This is a genomic window from Streptomyces sp. NPDC050988, from assembly GCF_044456225.1.
Lineage (GTDB): Bacteria > Actinomycetota > Actinomycetes > Streptomycetales > Streptomycetaceae > Streptomyces.
Window position 1 is genome coordinate 1 of sequence record NZ_JBITFQ010000013.1, and the last position, 15,123, is coordinate 15,123.

At 70.5% G+C, this 15,123-nt stretch carries 11 protein-coding genes; 7 read left to right on the forward strand and 4 right to left on the reverse strand.

What is annotated here, in order from left to right; all coding sequences use genetic code 11:
• Nucleotides 1-576 precede the first annotated feature (576 nt).
• From ACIBEI_RS26325 to ACIBEI_RS26335, 3 genes are all read left to right on the forward strand, one after another.
• Nucleotides 577-3,732: a sacsin N-terminal ATP-binding-like domain-containing protein gene (locus ACIBEI_RS26325; protein WP_398892708.1), complete on the forward strand. Its 3,156-nt coding sequence runs from the start codon at nt 577-579 to the stop codon at nt 3,730-3,732.
• Nucleotides 3,733-3,973: 241 nt separating this feature from the next.
• Nucleotides 3,974-4,753: a calcium-binding protein gene (locus ACIBEI_RS26330; RefSeq protein ID WP_398892709.1), complete on the forward strand. Its 780-nt coding sequence runs from the start codon at nt 3,974-3,976 to the stop codon at nt 4,751-4,753.
• Nucleotides 4,754-4,950: 197 nt separating this feature from the next.
• A complete protein-coding gene (locus ACIBEI_RS26335; protein WP_398892710.1) occupies nt 4,951-5,877 on the forward strand; it encodes a hypothetical protein in 927 nt (308 codons plus the stop codon).
• Nucleotides 5,878-6,433: 556 nt separating this feature from the next.
• On the opposite strand, the gene ACIBEI_RS26340 is transcribed toward ACIBEI_RS26335, so the two are convergent.
• Both ACIBEI_RS26340 and ACIBEI_RS26345 read right to left on the reverse strand, forming a co-directional pair.
• Nucleotides 6,434-8,842, reverse strand: a complete 2,409-nt coding sequence (locus tag ACIBEI_RS26340; RefSeq protein ID WP_398892711.1) for a cation-translocating P-type ATPase — start codon at nt 8,840-8,842, stop codon at nt 6,434-6,436.
• Between the two features lie 164 nt (nt 8,843-9,006).
• The gene (locus ACIBEI_RS26345; RefSeq protein ID WP_398892712.1) at nt 9,007-9,297 is read right to left on the reverse strand and encodes a DUF2530 domain-containing protein; all 291 of its coding nucleotides are present in this window, start codon (nt 9,295-9,297) and stop codon (nt 9,007-9,009) included.
• A 187-nt stretch (nt 9,298-9,484) separates the two neighbouring features.
• Here ACIBEI_RS26345 and ACIBEI_RS26350 point away from each other — a divergent pair, with 187 nt between their 5' ends.
• The gene (locus ACIBEI_RS26350; protein ID WP_398892713.1) at nt 9,485-10,936 is read left to right on the forward strand and encodes an NCS2 family permease; all 1,452 of its coding nucleotides are present in this window, start codon (nt 9,485-9,487) and stop codon (nt 10,934-10,936) included.
• 54 nt (nt 10,937-10,990) lie between these two features.
• On the opposite strand, the gene ACIBEI_RS26355 is transcribed toward ACIBEI_RS26350, so the two are convergent.
• On the reverse strand, nt 10,991-11,173 hold the full coding sequence (locus ACIBEI_RS26355) for a hypothetical protein (RefSeq protein WP_055616674.1): 183 nt from the start codon (nt 11,171-11,173) through the stop codon (nt 10,991-10,993).
• Between the two features lie 155 nt (nt 11,174-11,328).
• On the opposite strand from ACIBEI_RS26355, the gene ACIBEI_RS26360 reads away from it, so the two are divergent.
• From ACIBEI_RS26360 to thpR, 3 genes are all read left to right on the forward strand, one after another.
• A complete protein-coding gene (locus ACIBEI_RS26360; protein WP_055616675.1) occupies nt 11,329-11,766 on the forward strand; it encodes a MarR family winged helix-turn-helix transcriptional regulator in 438 nt (145 codons plus the stop codon).
• A gap of 67 nt (nt 11,767-11,833) precedes the next feature.
• Entirely contained in the window at nt 11,834-13,183 is a 1,350-nt protein-coding gene (locus ACIBEI_RS26365; RefSeq protein ID WP_398892714.1) for an MFS transporter, read from the forward strand.
• Nucleotides 13,184-13,246: 63 nt separating this feature from the next.
• Nucleotides 13,247-13,831, forward strand: a complete 585-nt coding sequence (gene thpR / locus ACIBEI_RS26370; RefSeq protein ID WP_398892715.1) for an RNA 2',3'-cyclic phosphodiesterase — start codon at nt 13,247-13,249, stop codon at nt 13,829-13,831.
• A 266-nt stretch (nt 13,832-14,097) separates the two neighbouring features.
• On the opposite strand, the gene ACIBEI_RS26375 is transcribed toward thpR, so the two are convergent.
• On the reverse strand, nt 14,098-15,090 hold the full coding sequence (locus ACIBEI_RS26375; protein ID WP_398892716.1) for an aldo/keto reductase: 993 nt from the start codon (nt 15,088-15,090) through the stop codon (nt 14,098-14,100).
• Nucleotides 15,091-15,123: the final 33 nt, after the last annotated feature.

The following is a 15,123-nucleotide window of genomic DNA, read 5'->3' on the forward strand; positions in this document are numbered from 1 at the left end:
GGGAAACCAGAGACGACATGCACGACGCCTTCCTCCAGCTCGCCCACTGCATGACCCTCGCCCGCAAACACCCGGCTTTCTGAAAGCACCCCTTAAAAGACAAAAGCCTGGGGCGCCGGCAACGGCGCGCTTTTAGGGGCGCGGGGAACTGCGCGCTCAGCTAAAACGAACCCGCCCCCAACACACCACACTGACCACCCACTAACCCAGGGGCGCGGGGAACGGCGCGAGCAACCCCCACGGCCCCGCACTGAACCACCGACGTCAGCCACCCACTCACCCAGGGGCGCGGGGAACTGCGCGAGCAACCCCCACTGCCCCGCAGTGAAACTCTGACATCACCACCCACCCACCTAGGGGCGCGGGGAACGGCGCGAGCAACCCCCACCGTCCCGCGGTGAACCCCCGACATCAGCCACCCACTCACCCAGGGGCGCGAGGAACCGCGCAGCCAGCCACAGGCACCCCGCACCAAGCACCCACCCCCCGCCGAGCCCCCTGCAAGGGACCCGCACGGTACCTTCGTGCCGCGACCGAGCCACCGCGTGCGGCCGTACGACGTAAGGGAGAGTAACCGTGAGCAAGTTCGTGCGGCCGGCAGCCGAGGGCGCGGACCCGTTCGGGACGGCGCGGCTCCGGCGCGGGGTGCTGGATGCCTGGGCGACGAGCCCGGCCCGGTTCCGCGAGGACGCCAACGCCGAGGAGGACCTGGTCCTCGGCGGCTACCGGGACCGGCTGGTGGTCGAGCTCGCACAGAACGCCGCCGACGCCGCCGCCCGGGCCGGAGTACCGGGCAGGCTCAGGCTCACCCTCCGCGACGGCGTCCTCGTCGCCGCCAACACCGGCGCCCCGCTGGACGCGACGGGCGTCGAGTCGCTCTCCACGCTGCGCGCCTCCGCCAAGCGCGACGACCACGACAGCGCGGTCGGCCGCTTCGGCGTCGGCTTCGCGGCCGTGCTCGCCGTGACCGACGAACCCGCCCTCGTGGGGCGGCACGGAGGCGTCCGCTGGTCGCTCGCCGAGGCCCGCGAACTCGCCACCGACATCGCCCGCCACAGCCCCGGTCTCGGCGACGAACTGCGGCGCCGCGACGGCCATGTGCCGCTGCTCCGGCTGCCGTTCGCGGCCGAGGGCACCGCCCCGGACCCGTACGACAGCGTCGTGATCCTGCCGCTGCGGGACGCCGCGGCCGAGGATCTCGCCGAGCGGCTCCTCGGCGGCGTCGACGACGCGCTGCTGCTGGCCCTGCCGGGGTTGGAGGAAGTCGTCGTCGAGGGCGCGGACGGGAGCGTACGGACCATCCGGCGCCGCGCCGACCCGGACGCCGACGGCGATGTGGTCGTCGAGGACTCCCGCGACGGCACGACCCGCTGGCGTACCGCCTCCGCGCACGGCGCCCTGGAGCCCGCGCTGCTCGCCGACCGGCCCGTCGAGGAGCGGCTGCGCCCCCACTGGTCGGTCACCTGGGCCGTCCCGGTCGACGCCGACGGGACCCCGGCCAAGCCCCGCACCAGCCCCGTCGTGCACGCGCCCACGCCCAGCGACGAACCCCTCGGCGTGCCCGCGCTGCTCATCGCCTCGCTTCCGCTCGACACCACCCGCCGCCACGCCGCCCCCGGCCCGCTGACCGACTTCCTGATGCAGCGCGCGGCGGACGCGTACGCCGGACTGCTGGCCGACTGGCGGCCGGTGACCACCGGGATCATCGGCCTCGTACCGGGCTCGCTCGGCAAGGGCGAGCTCGACGGGACGCTGCGCCAGGCGATCCTCGACCGGCTGCCGCGTACCGCCTTCCTGCCGCCCGCGGTCGAGCCGACCGGCGATGACGACGATGACGACGACTCCGGCCTTCCGGAGGCCCTGCGGCCCCGCGACGCCGAGGTGGTGGAGGGAGCGGGCGCCGAGACCGTGCAGGTCCTCGCCGAGGTGCTGCCCAGCCTGCTGCCCGCCGGGCTCGAACGGCGGGTGGAGCTGCGGACGTTGGGCGTCGCGCGGGTGCCGCTGACCGAGGCGATCGACCGGCTGGCCGGACTGGAGAAGGACCCGCAGTGGTGGCGGCGGCTCTACGACAGCCTCGCCGGCGTCGACCCGGACCGGCTCACGGGGCTTCCTGTGCCGCTGGCGGACGGGCGTACGACGATCGGGCCCCGGCAGGTCCTGCTGCCCGCTGCGGACGGTGAGCGGGCCGCTCCTGAGGCCCTCGTGCGCCTCGCCCGCCTCGGGCTCAAGGTCGCCCACCCGGACGCCGCCCATCCGCTCCTGGAGAAGCTGGGCGCCCTGCCCGCCACCCCGCGTGCCGTCCTCACCACCCCGCAGGTCCGCGCGGCCGTCGCCGCCTCCCTCGACGACGACGGCGGCGCCTGGGACGAGGACGCCCCGGACGCCGAGGAACTGGCCGACACCGTCCTCGCGCTCGTCCGCGACGCGGGCCTCGAACCCGGCGACGAACCCTGGCTCGGCGCCCTCGCCCTCCCCGACGAGGAGGGCGAACTCGCCCCGGCCGGTGAACTCGTCCTGCCCGGCAGCCCGTTCGCCCAGGTGATGCGCGAGGACGAACTCGCCTCCGTGGACGCCGAGTTGGCCGAGCGCTGGGGCGAACAGCCGCTCGCCGCCTGCGGGGTGCTGGCCAACTTCACCCTCGTACGCGCCACGGACGTGGTTCTCGACCCCGACGAACTGGAGCCGCGGGAAGGGGAGTTCGCCGAGCCCGACGACGCGGGGCTCCTGGACGCCGTGGACGTGTGGTGCGAGGACGTGCTGGACCGGCTGCCCGACTCGCCGGTGCCGCCCGTCGCCACGGAGCTCGTCGCCGTACGGGACCTCGACCTGGTGGACGAGGACCGCTGGCCCGAGGCCCTAGCCCTGCTCTCCCGCCCGCCGCTGCGGGACGCCCTGACCCAGCCGGTCCGCATCCTGCTGCCCGACGGGACGCACGAGATCGTCCGCCCGTACACCGCCTGGTGGCTGCGCGGGAACCCGGTCCTCGACGGCCGCCGCCCGGCCGGTCTGCGCGCCGAGGGCGGCGACCCGCTCCTGCACGGCCTGTACGACGCCGCCGACGCCACCGGCTTCGACGACGAGCAGGTCCTGCGCGCCCTCGGTGTCCGCACGTCCGTCGCCGCCCTCCTCGCCGAACCGGGCGGGGCCGCCGAGCTCCTCGACCGTCTCGCCGACCCCGACCGCGAGGTCACCTCGGCCCAACTGCACGCCCTCTACAGCGCGTTGGCGGACCTCGACCCCGAACAGGTCACCCTGCCCGACGAGTTGCGGGCCGTGGTGGACGGCCGGGTGACCATCGTGGACGCGGCCGACGCCGTGGTCGTCGACTCGCCCGACCTGCTGCCCTTCACCGCAGGCACGCCGCTGCTCCCCGTCCGCCCGTCCCGCGCCGCCGACCTCGCCGAGCTGTTCCAGGTCCGGCGGCTGAGCGAGTCCGTGACCGGCGAGGTCACGAGCGAGGGCGTCGAGCACGAGGTCCCGGAGTCCGTACGGGTCCTGCTGGGCCCCTCGACGCCCACCACGTACGTCGAGCACGAGGAGCTCTTCGTCGACGACACCGAACTCGACTGGCGCCGCACCCGCGACGGCGTGCTGCACGCCTCCACCGTGGAGGGCGTCGCCGCCGGCCTCGCCTGGGCAGCCGGACAGTGGCCGCGCCGCTTCGAGGTCGGCGCCCTGCTGGAGGACCCGTCCAGGACGGAGGAACTGGCCCGGGACCGCTGGTTCGACTGAGGGGTCGCGGCCGGTTAGGCCGAGGGCCTGGGGCCTGGGGCCTGGGGCCGGAGGTTCGTCAGGGGCGCCCGGGGCCATTGATGTGATCTGGGCAACATGGTCACCAGAAGTTCACAACTCGTACAACCATTCGTTCCCTTCGTGGATCTGATCACCGCGAGCCCTCGGGCTCCGCAGTCTCAATGACCGGACCTCGCGTGACATGGCTTCGCCGCGAGGTCCCTCTCCACGTGGGGAACGCATGCGCATACGTGCCACCCTGGGCGTCGTCACCGGTGCCCTGGCCCTGTCCGCCCTCGCCGTACCGGCCGCCCAGGCCGACGCCACCGCGGGCGACACCAAGATCTCGAACGTCGTGGTCAACGGCGGCAAGGACGTCGTCGGCGGCGCGACCGGGAAGAAGACCATCACGGTCTCCTTCACCGCCACGGACGACTCGGGCATCGACTGGGCCCAGGCGATCCTGTACCACGGCTCGGACATCGAGTCGTCGGACAGCGGCGCCGTCGCCAACAGCAGCGACCTCCGGGCCACCTGCACCGAGGTGAACGCCACGACCTCGACCTGCAAGTCGAGCTTCACCCTTGAGTCCGGCGGCAACCTGATCAACTCGGTGGCCGGCGGCTGGAAGGTCTGGGCGCTCGCCGCGGGCGTCGACGCCGACTACGTCAAGAAGGAGAACGCGAAGGGGTTCAGCGTCAAGCGAGCCTCCAAGCTGACCGTCAACGCCTCCCCGGAGCCCGTGAAGAAGGGCAAGACCATCACGGTCACGGGCAACCTGACCCGTGCCAACTGGGACACGGGCCGGTACGCGGGCTACACCTCCCAGTCGGTGAAGCTCCAGTTCAAGAAGAAGGGCACGACGACCTACAAGGACGTCAAGTCGGTCAGGTCCGGTTCGGCCGGCGCCCTGAAGACGACCGTCACGGCCTCGGTCGACGGCTACTACCGCTACAACTTCGCGGGTACGTCGACGACTCCGGCGGTCGCGGCCGCGGGCGACTTCATCGACGTGAAGTAGGCCTCGGTAGCCCCCTCGGGTGTGTGGGGGTGAGTGGTGATGATGACCTTGGTCACGCGTACGCAAAAGATTCACCTCGCGTACAACCATTCACCCCCGTCACGCATCTGATCATCCGGGTCAACAGACTCTTGATCACTTCGGCCCCGACGTGAGGACGAATGCCGTCCGGGGCCCTTTCTCCATCAGGGGAACGCATGCGCATACGTGCCACCGTGGCCGCCGTCACCGGCGCCCTGGCTCTCTCCGCCTTCGCTGTTCCGGCCGCTCAGGCCGACGACTCCGCCATCTCGCGCGCGGACGTCGCGAAGGTGCTCGACTCCGCCCACGCCTCCGGCAAGAGCGGCGCCCGTATCGCCGCCGCCGAGGCCGACGCGCCGTACGCCCTCGACGCGAGCTTCTCGAACGTGAAGATCAACGGCGGCAAGGCGATCGTCGCCGGCACCAGCAAGCAGGTCACCGTCCCGACGACGTTCACGCTGACGCACAGCGCCGACGTGGACATCGCCGCGGCCGACTTCGTCGTCGACCTGGAGATCTACCGCGGGTCCTACGAGGCGCCGGACAACTACCTGTTCGGTGACCTGTACCCGGCCTGCACGCCGGTCTCCACCACCGTCGCGTCCTGCAAGGGCACGATCGATGTCCGTCCGGGGGACGGGGAGCTGCTCAACTCCGACGCCGGTACGTGGAACGCCAACGCCTACGCCGTCGCCTTCAACGGTCAGGACCCGTCCGCCGAGGACTTCGACGTCACCAAGGTCGGTGTCGCCGAGTTCGCCAAGGTCGGCACCACCAAGGTCCAGCGGTTCTCCAAGCTGACCGTCAACGCGTCGCCCGAGCCCGTGAAGAAGGGCAAGACCATCACGGTCAAGGGCAACCTGACGCGTGCCAACTGGGACACGGGCAAGTACGCGGGTTACACCGTCCAGCCGGTGAAGCTCCAGTTCAAGAAGAAGGGCACGTCCACCTACGTGGACGTCAAGACGGTCAAGTCCGGTACGGCCGGTGCCCTGAAGACCACCGTCAAGGCTGCCGCCGACGGTTACTTCCGCTACAACTTCGCCGGCACGACGACCACTCCGGCGGTCGCTGCCGCGGGCGACTTCATCGACGTGAAGTAACCCTCCCCGGCCTGCCACCACTGGCCCCACACCCCGACGGGTGTGGGGCCAGTGGTGTGAGAGGGGCCTGGAGGTGGTGTGGTTTGGGTGCGGGTGAGTGGGGGCTGATCGCGCAGTTCCCCGCGCCCCTAAAAGATTGCGCAGTTCCCCGCGCCCCTGGCTGGGTGGGGGCTGGCGTGGTGGGTTCACCGCGGGCGGGTGGGGGTTGCTCGCGCAGTTCCCCGCGCCCCCAAAGGATTGCGCAGTTCCCCGCGGCCCTGAAGGCGAAAGGCAGGGGCTACCACCCCCGCGCTTTCGTCTTTCGGGGCGCAGCCCCTGCCTTTGTCTTCAGGGGACGGTAACCCTTGCCTTTGTCTTCAGGGGACGGTAACCCTTGCCTTTGTCTTCAGGGGGCGGTAGCCCTTGCCTTTAAGGGGCGCGGGGAACTGCGCGCTCGGCCCAAACGAACCCGCACCCAACACACCACACAGGCCACCCACTCACCCAGGGGCGCGGGGAACTGCGCGACCGGCCCCCACTCACCCGCACCCCGCAAACCGACCGATCCGCCCACCCCCTACGCGGGAAACTTCCGGTCCACCCACTTCCACACGAACTCCAACGTCACCGAAGCCACCACCGCGATGCCGACGGCAGTCCACGGCATGGTCGTCCCGACCAGCTTCAGCGCGAAGAACTCCTGGAGCCACGGCACGACGAGCACGATGACGAACCCGAGCCCCATCGCGGCGACGAGCCCCACCCGCCACCACGTGTACGGCCGCGCGATGATGGCAAGGACCCACATCGCGATCAAGAACAGCGTCAGCGTCGCCGCACTGGTCTCGGCGTCCAACGCCCCTTCCCCCGTGTAGTGGTGACGAGCGATCAGGTACGTCGCGAACGTGGCTACCGCCGCGACGACCCCGCCCGGAATCGAGTACCGCATCACCCGCCGCACGAAGTGGGGCCGAGCCCGCTCCTTGTTGGGCGCCAGGGCCAGGAAGAACGCCGGCACACCGATCGTCAGCGTCGACAGCAGGGTCAGGTGCCGCGGCAGGAACGGGTACTCCACCTGTGAGCACACCACCATCACCGCGAGCAGCACTGAGTACACCGTCTTCACGAGGAACAGCGTCGCGACCCGCGTGATGTTCCCGATGACCCGCCGCCCCTCGGCGACGACGGACGGCAGGGTCGCGAAGCTGTTGTTCAGCAGCACGATCTGGGCGACGGCCCGGGTGGCCTCCGACCCGGACCCCATCGCGACTCCGATGTCGGCGTCCTTGAGGGCGAGCACGTCGTTGACGCCGTCGCCGGTCATCGCGACGGTGTGGCCGTGCGACTGGAGGGCGCCCACCATGTCCCGCTTCTGCTGCGGAGTGACCCGCCCGAACACCGTCCCCTCGTCCAGCGCCTTGGCCATCGCCTCCTTCTCGGTGGGCAGCCGCCGCGCGTCGACCGTGGCGGCGGCCCCGGCCAGCCCGAGCTTGGTGGCGACCGCGCCGACGGACACCGCGTTGTCGCCGGAGATCACCTTGGCCCGTACGTCCTGTTCCTCGAAGTACCGCAGGGTGTCCGCCGCGTCGGGCCGCAGCCGCTGCTCAAGGACGACGAGCGCGGTCGGCCGGGCCTCCTCCTGGACCAGCGGGTCGTCGAGGTCCTTGTCGGCCCGGGCCAGCAGCAGCACCCGCAGCCCCTGCTCGTTGAGCTGCTCGGTCTCGGCGAGGGCCGGGTCCTCGGACGGCAGCAGCACGTCCGGGGCGCCCAGCAGCCACGTACTCGACTCGCCGTCGCCCTCGCTGAAGGACGCCCCGCTGTACTTGCGCGCGGAGGAAAAAGGCAGCGCCTGGACGCAGCGCCAGTTCTCGCCGTCCGGGTAGGCGTCGATGATCGCCTGGAGCGAGGCGTTCGGCCGCGGGTCGGACTCCCCGAGGGCGCCCAGCACTTTGCGTACGTACGACTCGTCGCTGCCGCCCAGTGGCCGCAGCTCGGTGACGTCCATGCCGCCCTCGGTCAGCGTGCCCGTCTTGTCGAGGCAGACCGTGTCGACGCGGGCGAGGCCCTCGATGGCCGGAAGTTCCTGGACGAGGCACTGTTTCCGGCCAAGCCGGATCACCCCGATCGCGAAGGCGACGGAGGTGAGGAGGACCAGCCCCTCCGGGACCATGGGCACGATGCCGCCGACGGCGCGCGCGATGGAGTCCTTGAAGTCGTCGTTCTTGACGACTAGTTGGGTGATGGCCAGGCCGATCGCGGCCGGGACCATCATCCACGTCACGTACTTGAGGATCGTGGAGATACCGGTCCGCAGCTCGGAGTGGACGAGCGTGAAGCGGCTCGCCTCCTCGGCGAGTTGCGCCGCGTACGCCTCGCGGCCCACCTTCGTCGCGGTGAACGCGCCGCCGCCCGCCACCACGAAGCTGCCCGACATCACCTGGTCGCCGGGCTGTTTGACGACCGGGTCCGCCTCACCGGTGAGCAGCGACTCGTCGATCTCCAGACCGTCGGCCTCGACGCACTCGCCGTCCACGACGATCTTGTCGCCCGGACCGATCTCGATCAGGTCCCCGAGCACGATCTCGGAGGTGCCGACCTCGGCGGCGGCCCCGTCCCTGCGGACGGTCGGCCGTGCCTCGCCGATCACGGCGAGCGAGTCCAGGGTCTTCTTCGCGCGCAGCTCCTGGATGATGCCGATCCCGGTGTTGGCGAGGATCACATAGCCGAACAGGCTGTCCTGGAACGGCGCGACGAACATCATGATCAGCCAGAGCACGCCGATGATCGCGTTGAACCGGGTGAAGACGTTCGCCCGGACGATGTCGGCCATGGAACGACTGCTGCGCACGGGTACGTCGTTGACCTCGCCCCGCGCCACCCGCTCGGCGACCTCGGCCGCGGTGAGGCCCACCGCCCTCGGCGCGGGGGCGGGTACGGGGTGGGGATGCACAGGGTCGAGTTCGGCGCCCGCGTCGATGTGCGTCATGCATCCGACGGTACGGGTGGATATACGGCTTCACCCGCCGAGTGCGGCAAAGATCCGACCAGGGGAGGACGTGGGGTGGTACCGCGGTTGTACGGGGCGCTCCGCGGGTGTGCGGTTGTTCGTCTGCGGGTCGGTGGGGGTTGGTCGCGCCGTTCCCCGCGCCCCTAAAGGGGCGGGGCGTCCGAGGGTGGCTCCTGTGCTGCCGCCTCGTCCCTCTTGAGTGCCGCTTCGCGGCCCCGCACGTACCAGATGCCGATCAGGCCGAGGCCCGCGCCGGCCAGGCAGGTCCAGAGCCACCACAGGTGTCCGTGGTCGTCGAACCAGTTGTAGAAGGGGAGCTGTGCCAGGAAGAGGACGAACCAGAGGATCGTGCCACCCGTGATGGTGGCGACCACGGGACCCTCCAGGGGCTCCGGCGCCTCGTGTTTCGGGGATCCCGAAAAAAACCCAGCCATGGGGGACAGCTTACGAGGTGATCAGGACCATGCGCGGGCGGTCATGTCTACGCGCGGAGATAGCGTTCTCCGTGACGTATGTTCATACTGAAACTGTTTGTTTCTGGCCAGTTCTGTTCGTATGAAACTCCAAATCACGAAACGCCACCTGGGCATCGGGGATGTCCGCCGGCGATGAGGTCCCCGCATGCCCACCTCGGCCCCCGCCAAGGCCTCCGCGCCCAGGCAGCCGGACCCCCGGTCCGGCTCCGGCGCGCTCGACCGCTACTTCCGGATCTCGGAGCGCGACAGCACGCTGTCGCGCGAGATCCGCGGCGGTTTCGCCACCTTCTTCGCGATGGCCTACATCATCGTGCTGAACCCGATCATCCTGGGCAGCGCGAAGGACATGTACGGGCACCAGCTGGACAACGGCCAGCTGGTCACCGCGACCGCGCTGACGGCGGCGTTCACCACGCTCCTGATGGGCGTCATCGGCAACGTACCGATCGCGCTCGCCGCCGGTCTCGGAGTGAACACGGTCGTCGCGCTCCAGCTCGCGCCCCGGATGTCCTGGCCGGACGCCATGGGCATGGTGGTGCTCGCGGGATTCGTGGTGATGCTGCTCGTCGCCACCGGTCTGCGTGAGCGCGTGATGAACGCCGTGCCGCTGGGCCTGCGCAAGGGCATCGCGATCGGCATCGGCCTGTTCATCATGCTGATCGGACTCGTCGACTCGGGCTTCGTCTCGCGTATCCCGGACGCCGCCCAGACGACCGTGCCGCTGCAGTTGGGCGGGACCGGTCACCTCGACGGCTGGCCCGTCCTCGTCTTCGTCCTCGGCACGCTTCTCACGCTCGCGCTCATCGTGCGCAAGGTGCCGGGCGCGATCCTGATCTCGATCGTCGCCATGACCGTCGTCGCGCTCGTCATCAACGCCGTCGCCACGGTGCCGTCCTGGGGTCTGACCACCCCGAAGTGGCCCGGCAACCCGGTCGCCAGCCCCGACTTCGGGCTCGTCGGGCAGGTCAGCCTCTTCGGCGGCTTCGGGAAGGTCGGCGTACTGACCGGCGTGCTGTTCGTCTTCACGGTCCTGCTCTCGTGCTTCTTCGACGCGATGGGCACGATCATGGGCATCGGCGACGAGGCGAAGCTGACCGACAAGGACGGCAACATGCCGGGCATCAACAAGGTGCTCTTCGTCGACGGCATCGCGGTCGCGGCGGGCGGCGCCACCTCGTCCTCCGCCACCACCTGCTTCGTGGAGTCCACGGCGGGCGTCGGTGAGGGCGCGCGCACCGGCTTCGCGAACGTCGTCACCGGTGCGCTCTTCGGTGCCGCGCTCTTCCTGACCCCCGTCGCCGCGATGGTCCCGTCCCAGGCCGCCACGCCCGCGCTGCTCGCGGTCGGCTTCCTGATCATGTCCGGCTCGATCCGCCAGATCGACTGGAGCGACCACACCATCGCGATCCCGGCGTTCGTGACGATGCTGATGATGCCGTTCACGTACTCGATCACGAACGGCATCGGCATGGGCTTCATCACGTTCGTCGTGCTGCGGCTCGCTGCCGGGCGCGGGCGGGACGTACCGGTCGCCATGTACGTGGTGTCGGCGGTGTTCGTCTTCTACTACCTGATGCCGGCGCTGGGCCTGACCTGAGCCCGGATGTGCCGGGGGCTCACGTGACTCCGCGGAGCATTCGGGCTCCCGGGCTCACGTGACCCCGTAGAACTTCTCCGTCTCCTCGACCGCGGTCTGGAACCGCTCGTCGAAGTCGTCGCGCACGAGCGTTCGGACGACGTAGTCCTGGACGCTCATTCCCCGTTTGGCCGCGTGGTGCCGGAGCCGATCGAGCAGCTCCCCGTCTATCCGCAGGCTGAGCACACTGGTCCCCATGCGGTCGAGGGTTGCCGTATCCGGCCGCTCGGCGGGTCACTTTCCGGAGCGGTCTCACTCGTATGAGTGATGAAATGCGTCAGTGGCCCGTTTCACGGGCATCAGGCGTGCGCTCGGGTGGTCTTTAGCGAGAGTAATGAGTTACTCTAAGGAACATGCCTGACCTGACCCATGGCGACGACGTTGCCGCCGTGAACTCCCTGCGATCCGCCGTGATGCGCCTGTCACGTCGACTCAAGCACCAGCGGGTCGACGAGTCGCTGAGCCCGACCGAGATGTCGGTGCTCGGCACCCTCGCCCGCTGCGGCACGGCCACCCCGGGCGAGCTCGCCCGCAAGGAGCATGTGCAGCCGCCCTCGATGACCCGCATCGTGGCGCTCCTGGAGGCCAAGGGCCTGGTCAAGCTGGAGCCGCATCCCGAGGACCGGCGCCAGAAGGTCGTCACGCAGACCGAGCGGGCGGAGGCCATGCTCGACGAGAGCCGCCGCAAGCGGAACGCGTGGCTGGCCGGACTGGTCGACGGCCTGGACGAGGACGACTGGGCGAAGCTCCGCGAGGCCGCCCCCGTCCTGGAGAAGCTCGCGCACCTGTAACGCGCGCACACCGGTACGTCGCGCGCACCGAACCCACCCTCACCCCCGTCCAAGGAGGCGAACGCCGTTGAGTACGGGACCCGGAGCAGACTCCGCCCCCGCACCTGCCGACCACAACTCCCCGTCCGCTCCCAAGCCCCGCTCCTCGATGTTCAGCTCGCTGAAGATCAGGAACTACCGGCTGTTCTTCACCGGCCAGGTCGTCTCCAACACCGGCACCTGGATGCAGCGCATCGCCCAGGACTGGCTGGTGCTGAGCCTCACCGGCTCCTCCGCCGCCGTCGGTATCACCACGGCCCTGCAGTTCCTGCCGATGCTGCTCTTCGGCCTCTACGGCGGTGTCCTCGTGGACCGCCTCCCCAAGCGCCCGACGCTGCTGGCCACCCAGAGCGCCATGGGCCTGACCGGCCTCGCGCTCGCCTTCCTGACCATCTCCGGCCACGTCCAGGTCTGGCACGTCTACGTCGCCGCCTTCGCCGTCGGACTCGCCACGGTGATCGACAACCCGGCCAGGCAGTCCTTCGTCTCCGAGATGGTCGGCCCCGAGCAGCTGCAGAACGCGGTCAGCCTCAACTCCGCCAACTTCCAGTCCGCCCGACTCGTCGGCCCCGCCGTCGCGGGCCTGCTCATCACGAGCGTGGGCACGGGCTGGGCGTTCCTGCTCAACGGCCTGTCGTTCATCGCGCCGCTCACCGGTCTGCTCCTGATGCGCTCCCGCGAGCTGAACCAGGTCGAGCGCACCCCGCGCGGCAAGGGCCAGCTCCGCGAGGGCCTGCGCTATGTCGCCGGCCGCCCCGACCTGATGTGGCCGATCATCCTCGTCGGCTTCATCGGCACCTTCGGCTTCAACTTCCCCGTCTGGCTGTCGGCCTACGCGGACGACGTCTTCCACGCCGGCGCGGGCGCGTACAGCCTCTTCAACACGCTGATGGCCGTGGGGTCGCTCGCGGGCGCGCTGCTCGCCGCCCGGCGAGGCACGGCCCGGGCGCGCGTGCTGGTCGCGGCCGCCGTCGCCTTCGGCGTCCTGGAGATAGTGGCCGCCCTGGCCCCGTCCTACTGGCTGTTCGCCCTCCTCATGGTCCCCATAGGAATCGCCGGCCTGACCGTCAACGTCACGGCCAACACCGCGGTCCAGATGGGCACCGACCCGGCCATGCGCGGCCGCGTCATGGCCCTGTTCATGATGGTCTTCATGGGCGGTACGCCACTGGGGGCGCCCGTCGTGGGCTGGATCACGGACGCCTACGGCCCCCGGGTCGGCTTCGCCGTGGGCGGAGTCATCTCGGCCCTGGCCGCGGTCACCGTCGGCCTGGCCCTGGCCCGCGTCGGCGGCCTGCGCCTGTCGGTGGGCTGGCACCACGGCCACCCACAGGTCCGCTTCGTCCCGAGGGAACGGGCACTGGCGACCGCGGCGTAGGCCTGTCGGCATTCATGGTGCGGGCCGCGTGCCCGGTGATCCAATCCCTGGAAGGGTGACGCCATGAGACTCTTCGCCGCCGTGCTGCCCCCGGAGAACGTGACCGCCGAACTCGCCTCGGTGGTCGACGAGTTGAGGAACCTGCCCGGGGCCGGTCGCGGGCTGCGCTGGACGGGCCGGCCCGGCTGGCACTTCACGCTCGCGTTCTACGGAGAGGTCGACGAGGAGCTCGTACCGGACCTGTCGGCCCGGCTGGAACGCGTGGCGCGGCGGACGGACCCGTTCCCCCTGTCCCTGCGGGGCGGCGGCCGTTTCGGGGGCCGCGCGCTGTGGGCGGGCGCCGCGGGGGACGTACGTACGTTGCGGCTGCTCGCCGAGCGGGCGGGGGCGGCGGGGCGCAAGGCGGGGGTGGAGCGGGAGGAGCACCGGCGGTACCGGCCGCACCTCACGCTGGCGCGGAGCCGGGAGGAGACGGACTTCGCTCCGTACGTGGCTGTGCTGGACGGGTTCGAGGGGCGGGGGTGGACGGTCGGCGAGCTGTGCCTGATGCGGAGTCGGCTGCCCGCCTCGGGGGTGCCGGGGGAGCAGCCGCGGTATGAGGTGTACGGGCGGTGGGCCCTCGGCGGACCCCTCGCCGGGGGTGCCTGAGGGTGGCCGGTTACGCTCGATGGCGTGGACCCGAAGACGCGTAACCGGATCATGGCCGGTGTTCTTGTGCTGATGTTTGTTGTGGTGGCGATGGCGGCCGCGGTCGGCAGGTAGCCGTCTGCCTTCGTTGGCGGGCTGTCGGCTGTCGGCTGTCGGCTGCGGGCCCGTTGTGGTCCCCCAGCCTTCGGCCGGGAGGTGCCCCCAGGTCGCGCAGTTCCCCGCGCCCCTTCAGGGCGCCCCTGCCGGGGCGCCCTTTTCACGTGCCGTTACCAGGCGAAGGCCTCCGGGGACGGGCCCGGGCCCGGGAAGATCTCGTCCAGGCCGGTCAGCAGGTCGTCGGTCAGTTCCAGTTCGACGGCGCGCAGGGCGGAGTCCAGTTGCCCGGCGGTGCGGGGGCCGACGATCGGGCCGGTGACGCCGGGGCGGGTGAGGAGCCAGGCCAGGGCGGCCTCGCCGGGCTCGACGCCGTGCTTGTCGAGCAGGTCCTCGTACGACTGGATCTGCGCGCGGATGGCGGTGTTGGCGAGGGCGTCGGCGGCCCGGCCGCTCGCCCGGCGCCCGCCCTCGACCTCCTTCTTGATGACCCCGCCGAGCAGACCGCCGTGCAGCGGGGACCACGGGATGACGCCGAGCCCGTACTCCTGCGCGGCCGGGATGACCTCCATCTCGGCGCGGCGCTCGGCGAGGTTGTAGAGGCACTGCTCGCTGACGAGCCCGATGGTGCCGCCGCGCCTGGCGGCGATCTCGTTGGCCTGGGCGATCTTGTAGCCGGGGAAGTTGGAGGACCCGACGTAGAGGATCTTGCCCTGCTGTACGAGCACGTCGATGGCCTGCCAGATCTCCTCGAAGGGAGTGCGGCGGTCGACGTGATGGAACTGGTAGACGTCGATGTAGTCGGTCTGGAGCCGCTTGAGGCTGGCGTCGACGGCCCGCCGGATATTGACCGCGGAGAGCTTGTCGTGGTTGGGCCAGGCGTCGCCGTCGGCGGCCATGTTCCCGTACACCTTGGTGGCGAGCACGACCTTGTCGCGCCGCTCGCCGCCCTTGGCGAACCAGTTCCCGATGATCTCTTCGGTACGGCCCTTGTTCTCGCCCCAGCCGTACACGTTGGCGGTGTCGAAGTAGTTGATCCCCGCGTCCAGCGCCGCGTCCATGATCGCGTGACTGTCGGCCTCGTCGGTCTGCGGACCGAAATTCATGGTCCCGAGCACGAGTCGGCTGACCTTGAGTCCTGTGCGTCCCAGCTGCGTGTACTTCATGGCTCATAGCCAACGTCGTGGAGTGCGCTCTAG

What these genes read in the sequence shown, in the direction of transcription:
- ACIBEI_RS26330 (WP_398892709.1), top strand. Translation starts at nt 3,974, where the DNA reads ATGCGCATACGTGCCACCCTGGGCGTCGTCACCGGTGCCCTGGCCCTG.
- ACIBEI_RS26335 (WP_398892710.1), top strand. Translation starts at nt 4,951, where the DNA reads ATGCGCATACGTGCCACCGTGGCCGCCGTCACCGGCGCCCTGGCTCTC.
- ACIBEI_RS26340 (WP_398892711.1), bottom strand. Translation starts at nt 8,842, where the DNA reads ATGACGCACATCGACGCGGGCGCCGAACTCGACCCTGTGCATCCCCAC.
- ACIBEI_RS26345 (WP_398892712.1), bottom strand. Translation starts at nt 9,297, where the DNA reads ATGGCTGGGTTTTTTTCGGGATCCCCGAAACACGAGGCGCCGGAGCCC.
- ACIBEI_RS26350 (WP_398892713.1), top strand. Translation starts at nt 9,485, where the DNA reads ATGCCCACCTCGGCCCCCGCCAAGGCCTCCGCGCCCAGGCAGCCGGAC.
- ACIBEI_RS26355 (WP_055616674.1), bottom strand. Translation starts at nt 11,173, where the DNA reads ATGGGGACCAGTGTGCTCAGCCTGCGGATAGACGGGGAGCTGCTCGAT.
- ACIBEI_RS26360 (WP_055616675.1), top strand. Translation starts at nt 11,329, where the DNA reads ATGCCTGACCTGACCCATGGCGACGACGTTGCCGCCGTGAACTCCCTG.
- thpR (WP_398892715.1), top strand. Translation starts at nt 13,247, where the DNA reads ATGAGACTCTTCGCCGCCGTGCTGCCCCCGGAGAACGTGACCGCCGAA.
- ACIBEI_RS26375 (WP_398892716.1), bottom strand. Translation starts at nt 15,090, where the DNA reads ATGAAGTACACGCAGCTGGGACGCACAGGACTCAAGGTCAGCCGACTC.